This window comes from Salinimicrobium oceani (assembly GCF_012037645.1).
The window spans coordinates 1-19,747 of the sequence record NZ_JAAVJR010000004.1 but is presented as its reverse complement, the minus strand read 5'-3'; the positions used below and the strand labels follow the sequence as shown (position 1 = coordinate 19,747).

Annotated in this window: 20 protein-coding genes; 6 read left to right on the top strand and 14 right to left on the bottom strand. The window is 43.0% G+C overall.

The genetic code is table 11. From position 1 onward, the window contains the following. Positions 1 to 18: 18 nt before the first annotated feature. The 12 genes from can to HC175_RS07940 all read right to left on the bottom strand — a co-directional run bounded on the left by can (position 19) and on the right by HC175_RS07940 (position 12,903). Positions 19 to 654, bottom strand: coding sequence for a carbonate dehydratase (gene can, locus HC175_RS07995; RefSeq protein ID WP_168137971.1), 636 nt, complete (start codon positions 652 to 654; stop codon positions 19 to 21). 89 nt (positions 655 to 743) lie between these two features. Next, positions 744 to 2,294 (bottom strand): SulP family inorganic anion transporter, encoded by a 1,551-nt coding sequence (locus HC175_RS07990; RefSeq protein ID WP_168137970.1) that lies wholly within the window; start codon positions 2,292 to 2,294, stop codon positions 744 to 746. Positions 2,295 to 2,456: 162 nt separating this feature from the next. Continuing rightward, positions 2,457 to 2,747 carry a hypothetical protein gene (locus tag HC175_RS07985; RefSeq protein ID WP_168137969.1) on the bottom strand — a complete coding sequence of 97 codons (291 nt, stop codon included), beginning with the start codon at positions 2,745 to 2,747 and terminating at the stop codon, positions 2,457 to 2,459. Between the two features lie 132 nt (positions 2,748 to 2,879). Further along, the gene (locus HC175_RS07980; RefSeq protein ID WP_168137968.1) at positions 2,880 to 3,629 is read right to left on the bottom strand and encodes an SH3 domain-containing protein; all 750 of its coding nucleotides are present in this window, start codon (positions 3,627 to 3,629) and stop codon (positions 2,880 to 2,882) included. A 6-nt stretch (positions 3,630 to 3,635) separates the two neighbouring features. Beyond that, positions 3,636 to 5,396 (bottom strand): BatD family protein, encoded by a 1,761-nt coding sequence (locus tag HC175_RS07975; RefSeq protein ID WP_168138268.1) that lies wholly within the window; start codon positions 5,394 to 5,396, stop codon positions 3,636 to 3,638. A gap of 6 nt (positions 5,397 to 5,402) precedes the next feature. Next, positions 5,403 to 6,284: a tetratricopeptide repeat protein gene (locus tag HC175_RS07970; protein WP_235942558.1), complete on the bottom strand. Its 882-nt coding sequence runs from the start codon at positions 6,282 to 6,284 to the stop codon at positions 5,403 to 5,405. Next, a complete protein-coding gene (locus HC175_RS07965; protein ID WP_168138266.1) occupies positions 6,284 to 7,324 on the bottom strand; it encodes a VWA domain-containing protein in 1,041 nt (346 codons plus the stop codon). Before HC175_RS07965 ends, HC175_RS07970 begins: the two co-directional genes overlap by 1 nt. 11 nt (positions 7,325 to 7,335) lie before the next feature. Beyond that, entirely contained in the window at positions 7,336 to 8,340 is a 1,005-nt protein-coding gene (locus HC175_RS07960) for a vWA domain-containing protein (RefSeq protein WP_168137967.1), read from the bottom strand. Beyond that, a complete protein-coding gene (locus tag HC175_RS07955) occupies positions 8,340 to 9,974 on the bottom strand; it encodes a DUF4381 domain-containing protein (protein WP_168137966.1) in 1,635 nt (544 codons plus the stop codon). Before HC175_RS07955 ends, HC175_RS07960 begins: the two co-directional genes overlap by 1 nt. Before the next feature lie 7 nt (positions 9,975 to 9,981). Further along, a complete protein-coding gene (locus HC175_RS07950) occupies positions 9,982 to 10,845 on the bottom strand; it encodes a DUF58 domain-containing protein (protein WP_168137965.1) in 864 nt (287 codons plus the stop codon). Between the two features lie 89 nt (positions 10,846 to 10,934). Beyond that, positions 10,935 to 11,939, bottom strand: coding sequence for an AAA family ATPase (locus tag HC175_RS07945; protein WP_168137964.1), 1,005 nt, complete (start codon positions 11,937 to 11,939; stop codon positions 10,935 to 10,937). A 148-nt stretch (positions 11,940 to 12,087) separates the two neighbouring features. Further along, on the bottom strand, positions 12,088 to 12,903 hold the full coding sequence (locus HC175_RS07940; protein WP_168137963.1) for a DUF4382 domain-containing protein: 816 nt from the start codon (positions 12,901 to 12,903) through the stop codon (positions 12,088 to 12,090). A gap of 150 nt (positions 12,904 to 13,053) precedes the next feature. On the opposite strand from HC175_RS07940, the gene HC175_RS07935 reads away from it, so the two are divergent. From HC175_RS07935 to HC175_RS07910, 6 genes are all read left to right on the top strand, one after another. After that, a complete protein-coding gene (locus HC175_RS07935; protein ID WP_168137962.1) occupies positions 13,054 to 13,821 on the top strand; it encodes an aldo/keto reductase in 768 nt (255 codons plus the stop codon). Between the two features lie 21 nt (positions 13,822 to 13,842). Beyond that, on the top strand, positions 13,843 to 14,595 hold the full coding sequence (locus HC175_RS07930; protein WP_168137961.1) for an SDR family NAD(P)-dependent oxidoreductase: 753 nt from the start codon (positions 13,843 to 13,845) through the stop codon (positions 14,593 to 14,595). A gap of 5 nt (positions 14,596 to 14,600) precedes the next feature. Beyond that, positions 14,601 to 15,737 (top strand): DUF5929 domain-containing protein, encoded by a 1,137-nt coding sequence (locus HC175_RS07925; RefSeq protein WP_168137960.1) that lies wholly within the window; start codon positions 14,601 to 14,603, stop codon positions 15,735 to 15,737. A gap of 1 nt (position 15,738) precedes the next feature. Then, positions 15,739 to 16,467: a metallophosphoesterase family protein gene (locus tag HC175_RS07920; RefSeq protein WP_168137959.1), complete on the top strand. Its 729-nt coding sequence runs from the start codon at positions 15,739 to 15,741 to the stop codon at positions 16,465 to 16,467. 100 nt (positions 16,468 to 16,567) lie between these two features. Beyond that, a complete protein-coding gene (locus HC175_RS07915; protein WP_168137958.1) occupies positions 16,568 to 17,572 on the top strand; it encodes an acyl-ACP desaturase in 1,005 nt (334 codons plus the stop codon). A gap of 333 nt (positions 17,573 to 17,905) precedes the next feature. Next, the gene (locus HC175_RS07910; protein ID WP_168137957.1) at positions 17,906 to 18,847 is read left to right on the top strand and encodes an EamA family transporter; all 942 of its coding nucleotides are present in this window, start codon (positions 17,906 to 17,908) and stop codon (positions 18,845 to 18,847) included. Between the two features lie 14 nt (positions 18,848 to 18,861). On the opposite strand, the gene HC175_RS07905 is transcribed toward HC175_RS07910, so the two are convergent. After that, entirely contained in the window at positions 18,862 to 19,239 is a 378-nt protein-coding gene (locus HC175_RS07905; protein ID WP_168137956.1) for a hypothetical protein, read from the bottom strand. Positions 19,240 to 19,337: 98 nt separating this feature from the next. Next, on the bottom strand, positions 19,338 to 19,747 hold a 410-nt coding region (locus tag HC175_RS07900; RefSeq protein ID WP_209309955.1), incomplete at its 5' end, for a nuclear transport factor 2 family protein.

Here is a 19,747-nt window from a genome sequence, read left to right as displayed (position 1 = left end):
CCCTTTTTGAAGGGTCTATTAGAAGTTCAACTGGTAAACCTCATCCAACTCTGAGTTGTTGCTGATGTTCACTCCCAGATCCTGAATGATCCCAGAACCAACTCCATATACAACCCCGTGCAAATACAAAGGCTGCTTGTTATTCCAGGCGTTTTGAACTATGGATGTCTTCGCAAGATCATAAACCTGTTCCCTTACGTTAAGCTCCACGAACCTGTCAAACCTTTCCTTTTCATTTTCTATCGCATCAAGTTCTTCCTTGTGGAAACGATATACGTCCTTGATGTGACGAATCCAGTTATCGATAAGACCTATGGACTGGTTCATCATTGCAGCCTGTACGCCACCACATCCATAATGACCACAAACCATCACGTGCTTTACTTTTAGATGATTAACCGCATAATCCAGCACACTTAGCATGTTCATATCACTGTGCACTACCATATTCGCGATGTTCCTGTGAACAAACACCTCTCCTGGTTGTGCTCCAATAATTTCGTTGGCAGGAACACGACTGTCTGCACACCCTATCCATAGAAGAGGTGGCTGCTGTCCTTTCTCAAGGCGCTTAAAAAATTCCGGGTCTTTGTCTAACTGATGCTTAACCCAATCTTTATTGTTCTTTAGTAATTGATCGAAAAGTTGACTCATATTGTTTGTTTTTAGTATTGTAAAATTAAGTTTTTGTTATTCTATAATTGAATCTACGGTAACTTCAGAGAATTACAGCTGTAGATCTATTAAGCTGTCTTAGGTCTGAGAAAAAATTGCTGATAACTCTCGGGATTTTCCACCGTTCCTCTTTCAGAAATGATCTTGATATTGATATTTTTCTCCTCAGCCTTGATCTTAAAGTCATCCAGAATTTCCACGATATCACTATCAAGGTAATGAGTTTTGGTCACATCCATAATAAGATATGAATTTTCCTCAAGCCTGTTCAATTCTTTGATGATGGCACCTTTATTAATAAAGGTAACTTCCTCGGCTAAAGTCATTTTTACAGTTTTACTTCCGTTCTCCACGCTTTCCTTGTGAAGGAAGTAAGAATTCTGGTAACTCTTAATAAGGATCACACAAATTCCAACAAGCAGGCCTAAAGTAATTCCCACAAGAAGGTCTCCAAAGATAATACCTGCCACGGTGACCATAAAAGGTACAGATTGCTTCCAGCCCGCATTGTACATTTGCACAAAAAGCTGAGGCTTGGCAAGTTTGTAGCCTACCAGGAACAGCACGGCGGCAAGTACAGATAGGGGAATATAGTTAAGAACCTTCGGAATTACGATCACAGAGATCAATAATAAGAACCCATGGATAATGGCCGAAAGTTTCGTTTGTCCGCCAGACTGAATATTTGCCGAACTCCTCACGATCACCTGGGTGATAGGTAAACCGCCAATAAATCCTGACACCAGGTTCCCGGTTCCCTGGGCAAATAATTCGCGATTGGTTGGCGTGGTTCTCCTATGCGGATCCAATTTATCTGTAGCTTCCACACACAACAAAGTTTCAAGACTGGCAACCAATGCTATGGTAAATGCAGTGATCCAAATCTCTGTGCTCCCAATTCTACTGAAAGATGGGAAGGTAAATTGCCCTATAAATGAATCAAAACTGTCGGGCACAGGCACATTTACCAGGAACTTTTCATTAATGGCAAACATTTCTGAATCGCGGGTTATTAAAAAGAAAATAATCCCAACTACCACCGCAACCAAAGGCCCCTGGATCAATCTAAAAATCTTGCTCTTTTTGGTTAGTACAGAATCCCAGAGAACAAGAATTCCCATTCCAATTACAGCTATAAGAGTTGCCCCCGGACTAATGTTGCTGAAGGCATTTGAAAATCCGTCCCAGGAATATATATCGCCCAGGTTCCCGTCAAATCCGAAGAAGTGCGGGATCTGTTTAATAATGATAATGATCCCGATCCCGGTTAACATCCCTTTGATCACCGAAGACGGGAAATAGTAGCCAATAATTCCGGCTTTAAGAACTCCAAATAAGATCTGGATAACTCCCGCGAGAACTACGGCGAGTAAGAAGTCTTCATAGCTTCCAAGACTGGCTATTGCAGCCAGTACAATTGCTGCCAATCCGGCAGCAGGACCACTTACTCCCACGTGAGAACCACTTATGGCTCCAACTACAATACCTCCAACAATTCCGGCAATTAATCCCGAGAATAATGGAGCGCCACTGGCCAGTGCAATCCCGAGACATAAAGGTAATGCTACAAAAAATACGACAATACTGGCTGGCAAATCACTTTTTAAGTGCTTGAACATAAAAATATACGTTTACTGACAGGAGAGATCCTCCTGCCATAGATTATTAAGAATGAATACGGGAAATACGATCTACACTGGATGATTCTGAAGAAAATCAGAACGATCCTTCCTGGCCACAATAAAGCAGCCGAAAAAAAGCAGATCTAAAAAACGAATATATTATGTGTGTTTAGGCGGTGGGGAAACTACCTCGAGGTACACCTGGTGATAGTTATTGGAATAGGAATAACCCCGCTTTTGGTGGGTTCTGAGATATTCAATGCTCTCGTGATTTGAATAGCTGTCTTCCACCAGAGATTCGAAAGAAACCAGGTTCTTTCCGGAGTTCTCTTCCTCATTAACAGTAAAGGCAAAGGAGATATCTACCGAATCATCAATAAGACTGATTATGGTAGGCCCCGAGACAAAACTGAGGAAGATAATGGATAATATGTAAGCAATATTTTTCAAAGGTCACAAAAATAGCACTTTTTAAAAATGAGGCAAAGATTTAAACCTTAAAGTTTAGGTTAAATCCAGCAGCAACAGGCGCTGGCCAATAATAAAGAGCTTAAAAATTCGATTTTACAAACAATAGAAGATCTACAATCTTCTGAGAGCTTCCTGTGGCATCCAACCCCTGCTTTGGTTAGGCAGCTCTATTTCCACCCACTCCTGAAATTCTTCGATGATCCTCACCTTTGCTCCCTCATGAAGAGTGAAGGCATCATTGGCACGGGAAGATGGTTCGTTCTTTAAAACGACTTCTTCCGCAAAAACAATGGCATAATCTCTTTCCTCCTGTAAACTTTGCTTGGTAACTGCCACAAGTACAGAAGAGATTGCCAGGACAAGGAATACCATCGCCCCGATAAAAATTAACCTTTTAATAGCTGTTCTTTCACTGAAGTAATAGACCAGGAAAAAGGCCACAAAGCCGAGCATACAAAAAATAGCAATCCAGCTCCAGCCGGTTATACTAAAGGCCGATGTAGAGGTGTCAAAAATGCCTCTAAAGCCAGAGCTTTCTTCTTCGCCTATAGCATCAATGGCCATGTTACGTGCAAACTCAAGATTATTTTGAATATCGTCATCCCCAGGCTTCAACTGTAAAGCTTTTTCGTAATGAAATATACTTGGAGCGATCCTGTTCAATTTATAGTACGAATTCCCGAGGTTGTAATGCAGCGCAGCAGAGGTCTCCCCATTGGTGAGAATTTGCTCGTATTGCATTGCAGCTTCTTTATAATCTCCCTCGGCATATGCATTATTTGCTGCTTCGAAAAGTTGCTCGTTCTGAGCGAATCCAACGAAGTTTATAAACAGGGCGAGTAGAAAGCAGATCTTTTTCATACTTGTTTATACTTGTTTATCCAGTTCAGATATTACACGTACTGCCTTGTCATAATCCTGCTGCATAGCCACATTGGAGGCAGGGGTATAACGGGCAAATTCACAGCTTTTAAGAAGTTCATTAAATTCTGTCACAGTGGCTGCGTCTGCGCCCTTGCTTTCAAGCAGTTCCTTAATGCGCTCCTTGCTCATTTCACTCGTTTGTATGTGGAGCTTTGCCTTGAGGTAATTGTGCAGCGCACGTTCCAGCGACTCATAAAATTTCACCTGGTCTCCCAGATTCCTTTTTGCTTCTGAAAGATATTTACGAGCCAGCTTGTCGGCTTTTCGTATGCGATTTCCCTTTATGTCTCCTGCTCTGGCGCGTTTTTTCTTTCCGAAGAGAATGACCAGGGGAATGAAAAGAAGTGGTGTTAACAATAAGCTCCAGAAAAGGACCGAACCCATAAAAGGCTCTTCTCCTACAGGTCTTAGGGAAGTGTTCAGTTTAATATATCTGAATTGATTTGTTACCGCCGGCACCTGCTGTGCTACTTTGCCAGAAGTTCCAGAAGCCTGTTGATTACCAGCTGGAGCAGCTGCAACGTCCAGAAGGATCTCTTCTGAAGTCAGCGTTTTGTACGATTGAGAATTAAGATCGAAATAACTGAAGCTTACAGGTGGGACGACAAGTTTCCCAGGAGCTTGTGGCACGAGGGTATAAGTGTTCGAAATACTTCCCTGCATCCCATTTATAGTAGTATTTACCTTTTCAAGGTACTCGGGTTCATATTTTTCCATAGAGGCCGGCACCGTGAGTGGAGGAAGGTCGAAAAGTTTTAAATTCCCCTGTCCAGTCACTTCTGTTTTTGCCTGCAGCGACTCTGTGGCGCGTAATTCGGTTTTATCTGTTGTTACCCTGAGCCTGAGATTCTTCCCAACTGCCCCGGTAAAATCTGCAGGTTTTCCTTCTTCAGGTAAGGGCTTGACGTTTATCACCCGGTTTCCTGCCGCGACTACCTTATCTACTGTTTCATAAAACCTGTTCCCAAAAATATCTCTCCTGTTTCCCGGTACTTCAACTGAAATATTCAAGGTAAGTGGCTCGATGTTCAACTTCCCGGTTTTTTGCGGATACAACACCGTCTTCCGAAGTACCACAAATCGGTAAGGCTCTCCCTGATAGGTCCCGTTTTCAACCTCCAGCCTGTTGATATCTATATTCTGACTCCAAAAATCACTGAACTTTGGGTTATCCAGTTGTCGCCAGTCACTCACATTGATACGTGGGCTTACATACAGTTTGTAAACTACAGTGATCGCCTCATTGAGATATGGATTAGTATTGGAGATCTCTGCAACGAGGTGCAGATTTTCTGATGCTATGTAATCTGAATTTTCCCCATCTGTGGGTTGATCTACAGCTGCGGTAACTTCCACCTGCACCGGGGTGGTTTTGTAAATGTTTCCTTCAATGGTGATCTCTGCCTGCCCAATGGTAAAGGTGCCTCGGCTCTTGGGTGCCAGGAAATAGCTGTAGGTCTTGGAATAACTCCTCTTTCCATTGATCCAGCTGTTGCTAACCGCCTGATTAGGGCCTCCTACCACAGTAAAGTTGGAAAAGGATGGCGGATTAAAATTATCACCATCTTCATTCATCACGAAATCCACCCGAAGGCGCTCATTCACCCCAAGTTTACTTTTACTCACTTTAGCTTCAAACTGCACCTGGCCTGTGGCCAGTCCAGTAACCAGGAGGGTAAATAAAAGTAGCAGTTTCGTCTTCATCATCTGTTACCAGTCTTTTTCGGTTTTTACAGGAACTCCTTTTTCTTTACGTGCATTGATCTTTTCCTGTACCTTTTTTTCTTCATTCCCCATGGCCTCTAGCAGGTTCTTCACCTGTTGTGGCGAAAGTTGTCCCGGTCGTTGCTCGGGCTGCTTTGGCTGCTCTCCTTCCTTGGGCTTTTGATTCTTTTGATCCTCTTTATTGTCTGGGTCACCCGAATTTTCCTTTTTCTTCTCTCCTTCTTTATTCTCGTCTTCCTTTTTATCTCCGCCCTCTTTATTATCGGGCTTTCCGTCCTCATTCTGTTCCTTCTCGCCCTCGCCATCCTGTTGTTCATTCTTATCCTGCTGGTTCTGCTGGTCCTGCTTATCCTTCTCCTTGCTATCACCACCGCCACCGTCTTTTTTCTCTTCCTCCAGCATTTTCTTAGCCAAAGCAAGATTGTATCTGGTCTCGTCGTCCTTAGGATTGTTGCGCAAAGAATGCTTATAAGCCTCTACAGCTTCACTGTACTTTTTCTGTTTCATAAACGCATTACCCTTATTGTGAAATGCGTCATGTTTTAAGGGTTTCTCCTTTGCAGTTGTAGCTGCATCGGTATGACGTTCCAAGGCCTGGGCTGTGATCTCCTTATTGTAATAAAGATTGCCAAGATTGTATTTGGCCTCTGCATTCTCCGGGTCTTTTGCTATTGCTTTTCTGTAAAAAGCTTCGGCAGTGGCCATATCATTTTCGGCCATGGCTTCTTCGGCCTCCTGCATGTATTTCTTCGCCGCTTTCGCAGCTATCTCAGGATTTTCCTGTGCAAATCCATTAAAAGTGCCGGCGATAAAGAGCGCCAAAAATGCCATTTTTGACAGGGCTTGTTCCATGTTCCTTTTCATCATCAGCTTCTTTTTTCGTTAAACAGATTCAATCTTTTCAACCAGGCAGTCTGCCGTTCCAACAACAGGATATCGAGTAGCAGAAAGAGCAGTCCCAACCCTAAAAACCATTGGAATTGGCTTTTATACTCGGCGATCTGTTGTGTTTCAAACTCTTTTTTATCCATGTTCTGCAAAATTTCTGTTGCCTCTTCAACGACGCGGGCGGTCACTGAGCCGTCAATATATTTGCCGTTCGCTGCCGCAGCTATTTCCTGAAGTGTATTTTCATCCAGCCTAGTGATCACCGTTTCGCCACTATTATCTTTCTTGTAATTCTGAATTACACCGTTCCGTCGCTCAGGAATTGGTCCGCCTTTAGGCGTTCCTACCCCAATAGTTACGATCCGTATTCCCTGGTTCGCAGCTTCCTGTGCAATTGCATCTATATTACCCTGGTGATCTTCTCCATCGCTTATTAGAAAAAGCACCCTGTTCGTTTGTTCGGCATCATTAAAATATGTCTGTGACAGCTCAATAGCCTCTCTTATCGCTGTACCCTGGGAAGAGAGCATGTCTGTATTCATATTCTGCAGGAACATTTTGGCAGCCGCGTAATCTGTAGTTATTGGCAACTGCGGAAAAGCGCTGCCTGCATAGGCAATTATCCCTACCCGATCACTTGCGAGACTATTGATGATCTGGGTCACCAGTTGTTTGGATTTTTCAAGCCTGTTTGGCGCGATATCTTCTGCCAGCATACTCTTGGAAACATCTATTGCGAAAACAACATCAACTCCTTCTCTTTTGACAGTTTCCAATTTTGTGCCAAACTGCGGATTGACCAGAGCTATGACAAAACTGGATAAGGCCAGGCACAGCAGTATGATCTTTAACACCTGTTTTCCTGTAGAGCGATTCGGGCTCAGTTTATCCAGAAGTTCCTTGTCGGCAAACTTTCTTTGGGTACGCTTCTGCCAGAAGACGACCATAGCATATAACACGACAACCACAGGAATGCCTATCAATAACCATAAATATGTTTTATCTTCTAACTGGAACATCATTTGACTTCTTATACGAAACTTCTAAAAATAGTGAATCTGAGCAGGACCTCGATCAACAATAACAAACCGGCTAATAAAATGAGCGGCCTGAATTTCTCCTGATAATTATAATACCTGAATTCTTCGATCTCCGTCTTTTCAAGGCTATCTATCTCCTCATAGATCGCTTCCAAGGACTCATTGTCTGTTGCCCTGAAGTATTTCCCTCCGGTCATATCTGCGATCTCCTTCATTAAGACCTCATCGATCTCAACTGGTACTCTTCCGTATTGAAAATTTCCATTTGGAAGAATGTTGATTGGTGACAAGGCGGTGCCATTACTTCCTACGCCCACGGTGTAGGTCTTAATGCCAAATTCTGCAGCAAGTTCACTGGCAATCTTTGGATCTATAAACCCGGCATTGTTCATTCCGTCTGTTAGCAGGATGATCACCTTGCTCTCTGCCTCACTGTCTTTAAGCCTGTTTACTGCTGTGGCCAGTCCCATTCCAATAGCTGTACCATTTTCCAGAACCTTATTATATTCAATTGCTTCAAGGGAGCTCAATACAATACTTTTGTCGCTGGTAATTGGCGTTTGAGTGAAACTTTCGCCCGCATATACCACTAATCCTATCCTGTCACCAGGGCGATTTCGAACAAAATCGGCAGCCACCTGCTTTGTGGCTTCCAGCCTATTTGGATCCAGGTCTCTGGCCAGCATACTCGCCGAGACATCTATTGCCATTACTATATCAATTCCAAAATTACTGCTTGTTCTTGAGGAAACGTCAACAGTTCGTGGGCGGGCCAGGGCGGTGATCACCAATGCAAGGACTAGCAATCTCAGCACAAAAAGTATGGGTCGCAGCTTTCCTATAAATCCCGATTTGGCCTCAAAACCTCGAATGCTGGAAATGCGCAACTCGGCTGTTTGCCTGTTCCTTTTCCAAACATACCAGGCAAGAACAAGTGGCAAAAGCAACAAGAGCCAAAAGAACTGCGGATCCTCAAATACAAATCTGTCGAACATTAACTCTTCCTATTTTTTATTAATTCCACCGAAGTCTCCATGCGCTGTGCTATCTCTTCGGCGTATTTATCATTTTCATTATAGATCATCACAACTTGCTGAAAGCCTTCTCCCATTCCGAAATTGAGAATTGCGTATTTTTTAGAAACAGGCTTCTCGTTTTCCAGTTCCAGGGTCATAGTGCCAAAAACCTTAAGACCGGGCGCACCATTTATCGTGGTGATCTCCTCCTGCTTTGTTATAATATTTTTTGCCCCGTGAGCTTCCAGGTAATTATAGACTTCTCCTACCGCGAGGTCCATGTTAAAATCTTCCTTTGCAGGACGGGTACTAAGGCTTACAAACAAGCTGTTCTTTAAGCTGCCATAATTAAAGGTCTCTTTTCCTGCAGCCATTCCGGTAGTATCGGTTATGTCGCGTACCAAAACATCGGGTGTGGCAATGGTCACAGACGGGCTGCCATACTCACTGGAGATCCATTCTCCTTCCAGCATTTCCTTGCTCGAATTTCCTATATAAGTGTCGGCAAAATATTCTATGCCTCGCGTAGAAATGATGTAAGCAGTGCCGGCACTAAGCAGCAGGATTACTGCAAGGACTCCAAAAATGATCTTTTTTACTTTCTTTTTTCTCTCCAGTCTCTCTCGATATGCCTGATCTTTCAGCAGCTCCTCTTCTGAAGGCTGAGGTATGGAAGCCCGCGTGTCCTTAATCACGTTTTCAACGCTACTGCGATCTTCTTTTGCAGTCAGCACATCGGGACGGGAATTCGCAAATTTTGCAAGGTCGGCCCGCTCCAGGATCTCCTTTAAACGCTTTATTGTAGCAGATTCCAGCTTCAATTTTCCTTTATCCCGCTCGGCTTCGAGATAAGCTATAAGTTCATTTGTTGTGCTCTCCAGGGCATGATCATATATTTCCCCATCAAGATATCGCCTTACGGCGGCAGAAAGCTGGGAATAATATTCCTTTAACTCCCTTTGTTCCAGAAGATTAGAATGATCCAGCTGTTCTAATTCAAAAAGCGCCTGTTCATAGGGAGGAAGTTTTTGAGCAGCTTCTCTTCTCCTTTGTCGGCTTTTATATAAAAGGTATAGGACGATCCCTAAAACGATAAGCCCTAGTAGCCACCACAGCCAGGTTGGGAAACTGAAGGAAGGTGGAACTTCAACTGAAGGTTTAATGGGGAACATCTTCTGTTTGGTAGTGTCAACAACCACGTCATTCACAACTACAGCAAAAGAGTCTGTACTGTATTCGCGACTTCCAATGAGCAAGCGCTGTCGAGGAATGACATAGCTGCCAGAGTCGAACTGGGTGAGGGCATATTCCCTGCTCAACCTCAGCTTATCGTCAATCCTGCTGGTGTCAATCTTAAATGCTTCGATCATTTCGAGCGGAGAAAAGCTCTGTCCTTCTGGAAAAACAACGGTTTCATTCTCCCGGGTCTCTACGGAAAGGAGATAGGTGATCTGCTCTCCGATCTTTATTTCTGTAGTGTCTATAGAAGCCTGTACCTCCTGCGCCTTTACGGAAGAAGAAAAAGAAATGACAAATAAGAAAAAGCAAAGGAAGAGACCTCTGGATATAGGGGTGTCAAAAATGTGATTCTGCCTTAAAATTTTTTCAGTCATAACTTTTCTATCTGGCTTTAAAGTAGCCCAGTAACTTCTTTACATAGCTTTCATCTACCCTTGTGCTAAGGCTCCCCGCACCACTGCGGCGAAAGCTCTCAGTATAATAATCTACTCTTTCCCGGTAATATCTGGAATAATTTTTTCTCACCGCCCTGGAAGAAGTGTCTACCATAATTCGTTTTCCGGTTTCTTCGTCCTGCATTGCCACAAGTCCCAAATTGGGAATCTCTTCTTCCCGGGCGTCAAAAACTCTTATTCCGGTGACATCATGACGGCCACTGGTGATCTTCAAGGTGCGTTCATAATCTTCCGCAATAAAGTCGGACAGCACAAACACGATAGCCTTTTTCTTCATTACCCTAGACAGGTAACTTAAGGCATTTTCAAGATCTGTTTTTCGGCTTTTGGGCTCAAACTCGAGTAATTCCCGAATGATCCTCAATACATGGGAGCGCCCTTTTTTGGGAGGTATATATAACTCTATAACATCTGAAAAAAGAATGAGTCCAATTTTATCATTGTTCTGTGTGGCAGAAAATGCAAGAGTGGCGGCAATTTCAGTAATGATATCTTGCTTGAAGCTGTTTCTGGTTCCAAAAAGCCCTGAACCCGACACGTCAACCACCAGCATCATGGTAAGTTCCCGCTCCTCTTCAAAGACTTTGACAAAGGGCTCTGAATAGCGGGCCGTTACATTCCAGTCTATATTCCTAACATCATCCCCAAATTGATACTGGCGGACTTCGCTAAAGGTCATTCCGCGGCCTTTAAAAGTAGAATGATATTCGCCACCAAAAATATGATCACTTAACCGGCGGGTCTTGATCTCTATTTTTCTAACTTTTTTAAGTAGCTCCTTAGTATCCATTCTTCAATTAACAATAAACAATTATATGATCAATCCTTTCACAACCCCCAGCCAAAGCTGATAATTGCTACTTGATAATTGCCCATTGATTAAGGGACTTCGATCTCGTTTACAATCTTGTTAATGATATCTTCAGAAGTTACATTTTCCGCTTCTGCTTCATAGGTAATTCCAATTCTGTGGCGCAGTACATCATGTACCACAGCGCGAACATCTTCAGGAACTACGTATCCGCGACGTTTTATGAAGGCGTAACATTTTGCTGCCGTTGCCAGGTTGATACTTCCCCTTGGCGAAGCTCCAAAATTGATCAAAGGTTTAAGACTCTCCAGACCATACTTCTCCGGGAAACGAGTGGCAAAAACAATGTCAAGTATATATTTTTCTATTTTCTCGTCCATGTAGACTTCTCGAACTGCCTGTTGCGCCCGAGCTATCTGCTCCAGGCTCACCACCGGGTTGACCTTTTCGAAACTGCCTTTAAGATTTGCACGAATGATCATCTGTTCATCGGCCATTTCCGGATATTTGATCACTGTCTTCAACATGAAACGGTCCACCTGGGCTTCAGGTAAAGGATAAGTTCCTTCCTGCTCCACAGGGTTTTGAGTGGCCATAACTAAAAAGGGACGATCAAGAATAAAGGTTTCTTCTCCAATGGTCACCTGCTTCTCCTGCATTGCCTCCAGCAAAGCCGACTGCACTTTGGCAGGTGCTCTGTTGATCTCATCGGCAAGGACAAAATTTGCGAAGATGGGACCTTTCTTGATGCTGAAGTCATTCAGCTTCATGTTGTAGATCAAGGTACCTATAACATCTGCCGGCAATAGATCTGGCGTAAACTGAATACGACTGAAGGAGCCATGCACGGCTTGTGACAGTGTATTTATAGCAAGTGTCTTAGCCAGCCCCGGCACTCCCTCGAGAAGAATATGTCCCTGGCCCAGCAACCCAATCAACAAGCGTTCAACCATATGCTTCTGGCCCACAATGACCTTTTTCATTTCTGAACTCAGGATATCAACAAAAGCGCTTTCACGTTCAATTTTTTCGTTAATACTTGCTATGTCTATTGAGCTGTTATTTTCCTGCATGAATACCAAAATTTTATTAGGTGAAGATACTTATCTATGGTCAACGGCGCAACCTCAACAAATATTCAACCAAATTATCTTAAATTTATGTTAAAAAGAAAAGCAGCGGGTTTTCCGCTGCTTTTGATCTTGCTTATATTTTAAATTCTTATTCTCCGTCCAGGAAAAGATCTTCAAGAGTAACGGTCGCCCCTTGTGCTACGCTGACATTATTCACCACTGCAACGTTGAGACCTATCCCGGCGGCAGGAGTAGCTGTTACCTTATAAGTTCCTGCTGGCAGCCCATGCACCTGAAAGTTTCCATTAACATCTGTATAGGCCGATGCGTTTACAGATGCATTTTGTACGGTAATTAGGACTTGCTCTGTAGTAGGATGAACACTTCCTACAATAGAACCGGAATTTTCCTCTACTGCCATTCTAATCACAGGATGAAGGTTATAACCATCGGTGGTAGTAGATTTAACAGACTTGTCTACGTCGAAATCCAGGATAAAGGTGTAAGTCGCGTTGGCCTCCAGTTCCTGGTTTACCATCACCTTAAGACCCGATTGTTGGGCGCTTGGAGTCTTCAACGCAAATTCCTGCTCCTGCTCTCCATTCTTCACTACAATGGTATTATTATCACCTAGCACAAGACGAATTTGATGTAAATATCCTGCCTGCAGTTCGGTATCAACCAGCAGCTCGGTCACTCCTCCAGTGAGGCTCAAAAGATCGATAACTCCTGTATTCACACCTTCAAGGCTGGTCCAGCCTTCTTCTTCACTACCCTCGGCAGTGGTTTTGATCATTACATCTTCAACTTCAACATACACATGCTCGTAATCTCCCGGCGCATCGGTTAATTTAACTGCCACTCTTGCAGTGCCATCTCCAGATCCCGAATCGTCATCTGAACTACAACTAACCAGCCCGGTAACCAGAGCAAAAAAGAATAAAAATAAATGATACTTTTTCATAAAAAATTGTTTTTAGGTTTAGGCATGATAACGCTCGGTAAAGAGGTTTAATTTATCGATTAACGAAGTTTAACTCTTTTTAACTAACCCGCCTATTCCTTTAACAACAACGGTTTCAGCTAAAACTCAGGAGTTCACTACTTTTAAAAAATGAGGCAAAGAAATTCATATTCCCGAATTGTGCAGGATCCTGTTCAATGGGAAGAAGTATCAAAAGGAAAAAAGATCCAGCTGTTTCACCACTGCATAGAAAAAGGGATTTCCACTTTTCTGGTAGATCTTTCTTCTTCTGCCAGTTACAGTCATGATCTTGGCACCGCCTTTAGTGAAAGTGGCCTTAGTCGTGATCAGGTTCAGTTGATCGCCTGCCCCGGCAGGGAGCTAAGGGAAGAGGAGGAGATCCTTACCCGCGTAGAGAAAATCCTGGATCTCCTGGACACAGATTATCTCGACCTGCTGCTGCTCGACTTTGAGGCTCCTGCAGATGTACTTCTTAACAGCACTGAAAAACTTCGGGCGCGTGGCAAAATTGTGGAACTTGGAATCCTGAAGAAAAATTTTGGTGAGCTCAGGGATACTTCTGAAAAATTCCCGGCCAGCGCTACAATTTCTACCTTTTCGTTTACTCCGGCAGCCTTCAAAAGTCTTACTTTAGCAGAACCTGCTTCCAGCGAAACCACGCAGATGATCATTCCAGAGAGCAGCACCTGGGAAAATGAGCATAAGGAATTGAAATTGCTTGCACAGAAATACGAGCTGCGGCCAAAAGAGCTGCTTTTTTCGTGGTTGCTTCAGCACCGGGCTCAGTATCATACGGTCATCAAAGGTAATACAGAGACAGGAATAGATTCGGCATACAAGGCATTTCATACATCTCTCATTGAAGAAGATTTCGAAAACCTTCCGAAGAAACTATAAAAAAACCCATTTTTGACACCTATGAGTAAAACAGCCTTAGTGACAGGAGCAAGCAGCGGAATTGGAAGAGCAACAGCCATTGCCCTGGCCGAAGCCGGTTTCCAGCTCGTGATTTGCGGCAGAAGGAAAGAAGCCTTGCAAAGTCTCCAGTCACAACTTCAGCAGAAAACGAATGTAAAAGTACTTCAGTTTGATGTACGTAATAAACAGGAGGTTGGTAAGACCATTAAAAGCCTTCCACAGCAATTCAGTAAGATCGACGTGCTTATTAATAACGCAGGCAATGCTCACGGCCTGGATCCAATTCAAAGTGGAGATGTTGAGGATTGGGATGCTATGATCGATATTAACGTTAAAGGTTTGCTCTACGTAAGCAGGGAAATCATACCTCAAATGGTGGAGAGAGGTGCTGGAGATATTATTAATATTGGCTCCATAGCAGGCAAGGAAGTTTATCCCAATGGCAATGTGTACAGTGCAAGTAAACATGCTGTAGATGCCCTCAATAAAGGAATGCGAATTGACCTCAACGGAAAAGGTATAAGGGTTGGCGCCATACATCCCGGCCTTGTAGAAACCAATTTCAGCGAAGTTCGATTTAAGGGAGATGCAGAAAGGGCGAAATCTGTTTATGAAGGATACCAGGCCCTGAAACCTGAAGACATTGCAGATCTTGTGGTCTTTATGCTCACGCGGCCTCCGCATGTTAATCTAGCCGATCTACTCATTCTGCCAACTGCTCAGGCCAGTTCTACCATTGTGCATAAGGAATAATAGAGATGATCAATAAGCGGCTTCTTATTAAAAATCTGCTCGCACACAATAGTGAAAACAGTTTTTACGATAAAAAGCGGCAGATCAACCTGGCTGAAAAAGAAGGTAAAGCCAAATTCCTGAAACACATCTGTGCCCTTTCAAATTCAAACCCCAACAACAATTCTTACATGGTGATTGGCGTAGAGGATGCCGATAATGAAATAAAAGGGGTGGATTTTTTTGATGACAGCAAGATCCAGAACCTGGTCAACGCATACCTGGAGCACCCGCCTTTGGTGGCTTATGAAAATATACCTTTCCCGCATTTACCGGTAGATCTTGTAGTGGGCCTGGTGAGCATTCGACCCAATAAAGGCAGGACATGCTCGCTGCGCAAAAGCATCTGGAAATATCCTGCAGGTAGTATTTTCTTCAGGGAAGGCAGTATAAGCATTGCTTCTGAATTTTCTCGCGGCACCCAAAGTGACAACTCGGCTATTGTAGCCTCCATAGAATCTCATTCCCAGAACAATATCGAAATGACCCTTGACGGAGTTTTCGATTTCATGCGGAAACACGACAACCTCAATTCTACTTATAAGGTCTTTCAGGAATACTTTGTGATCTGCTGGAGCGGAAAAAAAAAGGAACAAGGCGGAAAAACCTATTTTTCAAGAGTAGATATTGAATTGATCAATGAGCAGGTGAAATTATTCTATTCCGATCTTGATGAAGTGCGTATTGAAATTTCTGATGATGTATTTACCATTTTGGAATTTGTTCGACTTGGGCTTAACGATCGGTTCAGGTATTATCCGCTGGAAGAGGTAAAGATCTTTTTTAAGGAAAATGCGACCTATGAGATCAAGACAAATATGTTGTTTGAACCTCCGCAATTTGAAAAGAAGACCCTGTTTCATATTTATAATGCGAATACGGCGCTTATTGCCAAACTAAAGAAAGGACTTCCGCTAAGTTTGTCTGAAGAAAAAGATCTGTACAATTTGCCAGCCACTTTTCTTTTGTGTTATTTCAATGGCTTTGATGAGGCGCTTGAAAGAATGGAAGAGGTCAAGGAAGAACTAAAGATCTATGATCCAGGGATCTACCAGCAGTACAAGGAAAGCCTGAGGATCCTGCGAAAAGTAAAATATAATTAAAATGGCAAGAACACTTGTAATTGGAGATATACACGGAGGCCTTAAAGCGCTCCTTCAGCTTTTGGAGAGAGCAAAGGTCACCCCTGCAGATAAGCTGATCTTCCTGGGAGATTATGTGGATGGCTGGAGTGATTCGGCCAATGTAGTTTCTTATTTGATCACCCTTGCAAAGCAGAATACCTGCATCTTTTTAAGAGGCAATCATGATGATCTCACTCATCGCTGGTTGAAGACGGGAGAACTTAATGACCAATGGCTGCAGCATGGCGGCCAGTCAAGCATTGATGCGTATCGACGATTTTCTGAAGATCAGAAAAAAGAGCATATCATTTTTTTCGACCAAATGGTCAACTACTATATCGACAAGGAAAACAGATTGTTCGTGCATGCCGGCTTCACAAATCAAAAAGGTCCTGCGGAAGAATACACCCCAACCCCTTTCTACTGGGACCGCACTTTGTGGGAGATGGCGATGTGTATAGATCCAAACCTGAAACCCGGAGACACTGGTTTTCCAAAACGGCTGGAACTTTTTAGAGAAATTTTTATAGGCCACACGCCTGTCACCAGGATAGGCAGAGATCAACCTACTCGTTTTGCCAATGTTTGCAATATGGACACGGGTGCCGCTTTTATGGGAAAACTTTCTTTAATGGATGTAAATTCCAGGCAGATATTTCAAAGTGATCCCGTTCATTCTTTGTATCCTGACGAATCGGGTAGAAATTAAGAATATTTTTGATGTCCTCCTTTTTTAACTTTCTATCTTTGTAGATTACCAATAATAGAATGGTTCGGTTATTGACAACCTTACTGAACAAATAATTTATATGGCCCTAGAGAATATTAGATTAGAAGTAATGAAGACTGTTGAAAAGTCTATCGATGAATTTGTGGAGAAATATTTAATTCCCGTTGAAGACATTTGGCAGCCAACAGATCTATTACCTAATTCGCAGAACGAGAACTTTTTTGAAGAAGTCACCCAGATCAGAGAAGAAGCGAAAGAATTGGGTTACGATTTCTGGGTAGTGCTTGTTGCCGACATGGTAACAGAAGAAGCCTTGCCCACTTATGAATCCTGGCTTATGGATATGGAAGGGGTAGAACAGCACGGACAGCAAAAAGGAATGCAGAATGGTTGGGCCAAATGGATACGCCACTGGACGGGAGAAGAAAATCGTCATGGCGATACGCTCAACAAATACCTTTACCTATCGGGTAGAGTTGATATGAGGGAGATCGAAAAGACAACACAGTACCTCATCAATGACGGCTTCGATATTGGTACGGGAAGAGATCCTTATCGCAATTTTGTCTACACGAGTTTCCAGGAGCTTGCAACAAATATTTCGCATAAGAGAGTGGGGCAACTTGCACGTAAGAAAGGCAATAAGATGCTCGCTAAAATGTGCAACATCATCGCCGGAGACGAAATGCGTCACCACCTGGCATACAGAGAATTCGTAAAGACCATCTTTGAATATGACCCTAGTGAAATGATGCTTGCTTTTGAAGACATGATGAAAAAGAAGATCGTTATGCCGGCTCAATTTATCAGAGAATCAGGTCAGGGAATTGGCGAGGCCTTTGAAAATTTCTCCAATGCGGCTCAACGTCTCGGAGTATATACTACCGAGGACTATATTGATATTTTGCAAAAATTGAATGAATACTGGGAGATCGATAAGATCACTTCTCTTACAGATAAAGCAGAAAAAGCTCGGGATTACCTTATGAAATTACCAGACAGGATGACCCGTATAGCCGAAAGGATCAAAGTACCCCAGGATCCACATCAGTTCGCCTGGGTTGCTCCCAACGGAACTTTATAGCATCAAGCCCTGCAGTAGCAGGGCTTTTTTATTGTTGTCTTTTTCTTCGGAAAGAACGCTCTCCAAAAATGTCATTTTTGGAAGGAAATTATTTCCATTCCTCCAGAAGTCCTGATTTTCCACCTGCCCTATTCATGTCTTGTCTTGACCTCGGAAATCTTCCCGCGTTTTGCCATTTTTGACGAGTCTTTTACGGCTCATATCTTAATTGGAGATCTCACCGATTAAGCTGATTAGAGACCCAATACTTTTGAAAATTTTAGCGTTTTGGGTAGGTTTTATCTGAAGCCTTGCTGTCTTTTTATTGCTAAGTTTGCAAACGAAAATTTTCAAATGAGTCACTCAAAGAATCCCCTTTTTATAATTCTCGCTTTTTTTTCCATTTACATCATCTGGGGTTCTACTTATTTGCTCAATAAGATTGCAGTCACAGAATTACCGCCATTCATGCTAGCTTCAATAAGATTTATCACCGCGGGATTGCTCATTTTTGGGATAAGTAAGGCCATGGGTAAAAGCCTGAGACTCACCCGCGCCCAATTCTGGAACACAGTAATTGCAGGATTTCTTTTTCTCGCCTTTGGAAACGGGGTTGTGGTATGGGCACTCCGGTTTGTTGACAGTGGGTTCGCTGCACTGGTCATCTCTGCTCAGCCTCTGGTGGTTTTGCTCTTTATGCGAATTCTTGAAGGAAAGAAGATCCTGCCAATGTCAATGGTAGGCGTGATCTTAGGGTTGATTGGAATTTATCTTCTTGTAAGTCAGAGGCAGGTGACATCATCCGAAAATTCCATTTTAGGCATCCTTATGATCTTTGCCTGTTTACTTAGCTGGTCCTACGGCAGTTTGTTTGTAGGGAAAGCAAATCTTCCCAGCAATCACTTTGTCAATACCGGATACCAGATGTTCACAGCCGGCATCATTCTCGGGATTTCCAGTTTGCTTTTTGACGAGCCCTGGAGCTCACCTGCTGCCTGGAGTACCCCGGTTCTTTATTCCATGCTGCTGCTTATCATTTTTGGCAGCATTGTAGCTTTTACTGCCTTTAATTATCTTCTGAAAGTGGTCTCACCAGAAAAGGTTGCAACTTCGACCTATGTAAATCCTGTGATCGCGATGATCCTTGGGTGGTATTTTCTGGATGAGCAAATTACGCTACAATCGGCAATTGCAGCGGCCGTATTGCTGACGGGAGTATATTTTATAAACACTAAAAAAAAGCTGGCTGTATTGTCCAGATTTACTACGAGAGCTTCAAAAGACCTTAATAAGTAGATCATTTTCCATAGCTACTCAACCTCCAGAACCCTGTGCTCCACATTCACACTTTTTTCCTGAACATTAAAAATCAGAGTCCTTTTCACCGCTCCTTCCTCTTCCTCAAGATAACTGCCTGAGACCGACTCCTGCTGCCCATTGCTTCTAATGAACCTGAAGATGTATTCACCATCGGCGACGCTTTCCTTTACCTGCAGAGTATGTCCAATCTCCTGTCCCGGAGGAAGATTGTCAGCTTCAAAACTCAGCCTGTCTTTGGCCGTACTTAACCTTATACTTTGAACAGGCTCATCGGTATGATTCACAATCTCTATTTCCAGCACGTGATCTTCGGGTACACAGGCAAAGAAGAACATGGAGAAAATTAGAATGAGAGGTAATCCTTTCATAGCTTAATTGGTAGTTCTTCTAAAATAAGAAAATCAATCTTTTTGAAGCCAAAAAAAACCCGACTCTGTTGAAATCGGGTTTCAAAAAAAATCATCTCCTATTCCCTTGGTACCACGATCTCCAGGAGGTTCGCATTGACTGTATTAAGAATTGGAGTCCTGTCGTAATAGGTGTAGATCCTGTCGATTAAGCTGTCTTCATTAAAGTGAGTAGCTATATTCATCCGAACATCCACCGGTTGACCATTGTAAATCATTTCGTTGGAAACGTAGCTAAGCACGATCACTCCTGTTAATCCGGAATAATTTAGTTCCTGATTTGCCTTCACCGGAATATATACCGGATTCGTAAAGCTCATTTTCTCTATGCCCGAATTTTTCTTCCAATCCTTCCACCATTTCACAACTTCCTCTTTCCCCGATAAAATTGTGCGGGTATCTGCATCTCCGTCGGGAAAATAGTACTCAACGTCATCAGCCAACATTTTCCCCCAGGATTCAAAATCCA

Excerpts from the sequence above, each read along its gene's own strand:
- can (WP_168137971.1), bottom strand. The coding sequence starts at position 654 with ATGAGTCAACTTTTCGATCAATTACTAAAGAACAATAAAGATTGGGTT.
- HC175_RS07990 (WP_168137970.1), bottom strand. The coding sequence starts at position 2,294 with ATGTTCAAGCACTTAAAAAGTGATTTGCCAGCCAGTATTGTCGTATTT.
- HC175_RS07980 (WP_168137968.1), bottom strand. The coding sequence starts at position 3,629 with ATGAAAAAGATCTGCTTTCTACTCGCCCTGTTTATAAACTTCGTTGGA.
- HC175_RS07975 (WP_168138268.1), bottom strand. The coding sequence starts at position 5,396 with ATGAAGACGAAACTGCTACTTTTATTTACCCTCCTGGTTACTGGACTG.
- HC175_RS07970 (WP_235942558.1), bottom strand. The coding sequence starts at position 6,284 with ATGATGAAAAGGAACATGGAACAAGCCCTGTCAAAAATGGCATTTTTG.
- HC175_RS07965 (WP_168138266.1), bottom strand. The coding sequence starts at position 7,324 with ATGTTCCAGTTAGAAGATAAAACATATTTATGGTTATTGATAGGCATT.
- HC175_RS07960 (WP_168137967.1), bottom strand. The coding sequence starts at position 8,340 with ATGTTCGACAGATTTGTATTTGAGGATCCGCAGTTCTTTTGGCTCTTG.
- HC175_RS07955 (WP_168137966.1), bottom strand. The coding sequence starts at position 9,974 with ATGACTGAAAAAATTTTAAGGCAGAATCACATTTTTGACACCCCTATA.
- HC175_RS07950 (WP_168137965.1), bottom strand. The coding sequence starts at position 10,845 with ATGGATACTAAGGAGCTACTTAAAAAAGTTAGAAAAATAGAGATCAAG.
- HC175_RS07945 (WP_168137964.1), bottom strand. The coding sequence starts at position 11,939 with ATGCAGGAAAATAACAGCTCAATAGACATAGCAAGTATTAACGAAAAA.
- HC175_RS07940 (WP_168137963.1), bottom strand. The coding sequence starts at position 12,903 with ATGAAAAAGTATCATTTATTTTTATTCTTTTTTGCTCTGGTTACCGGG.
- HC175_RS07935 (WP_168137962.1), top strand. The coding sequence starts at position 13,054 with ATGAGGCAAAGAAATTCATATTCCCGAATTGTGCAGGATCCTGTTCAA.
- HC175_RS07930 (WP_168137961.1), top strand. The coding sequence starts at position 13,843 with ATGAGTAAAACAGCCTTAGTGACAGGAGCAAGCAGCGGAATTGGAAGA.
- HC175_RS07925 (WP_168137960.1), top strand. The coding sequence starts at position 14,601 with ATGATCAATAAGCGGCTTCTTATTAAAAATCTGCTCGCACACAATAGT.
- HC175_RS07920 (WP_168137959.1), top strand. The coding sequence starts at position 15,739 with ATGGCAAGAACACTTGTAATTGGAGATATACACGGAGGCCTTAAAGCG.
- HC175_RS07915 (WP_168137958.1), top strand. The coding sequence starts at position 16,568 with ATGGCCCTAGAGAATATTAGATTAGAAGTAATGAAGACTGTTGAAAAG.
- HC175_RS07910 (WP_168137957.1), top strand. The coding sequence starts at position 17,906 with ATGAGTCACTCAAAGAATCCCCTTTTTATAATTCTCGCTTTTTTTTCC.
- HC175_RS07905 (WP_168137956.1), bottom strand. The coding sequence starts at position 19,239 with ATGAAAGGATTACCTCTCATTCTAATTTTCTCCATGTTCTTCTTTGCC.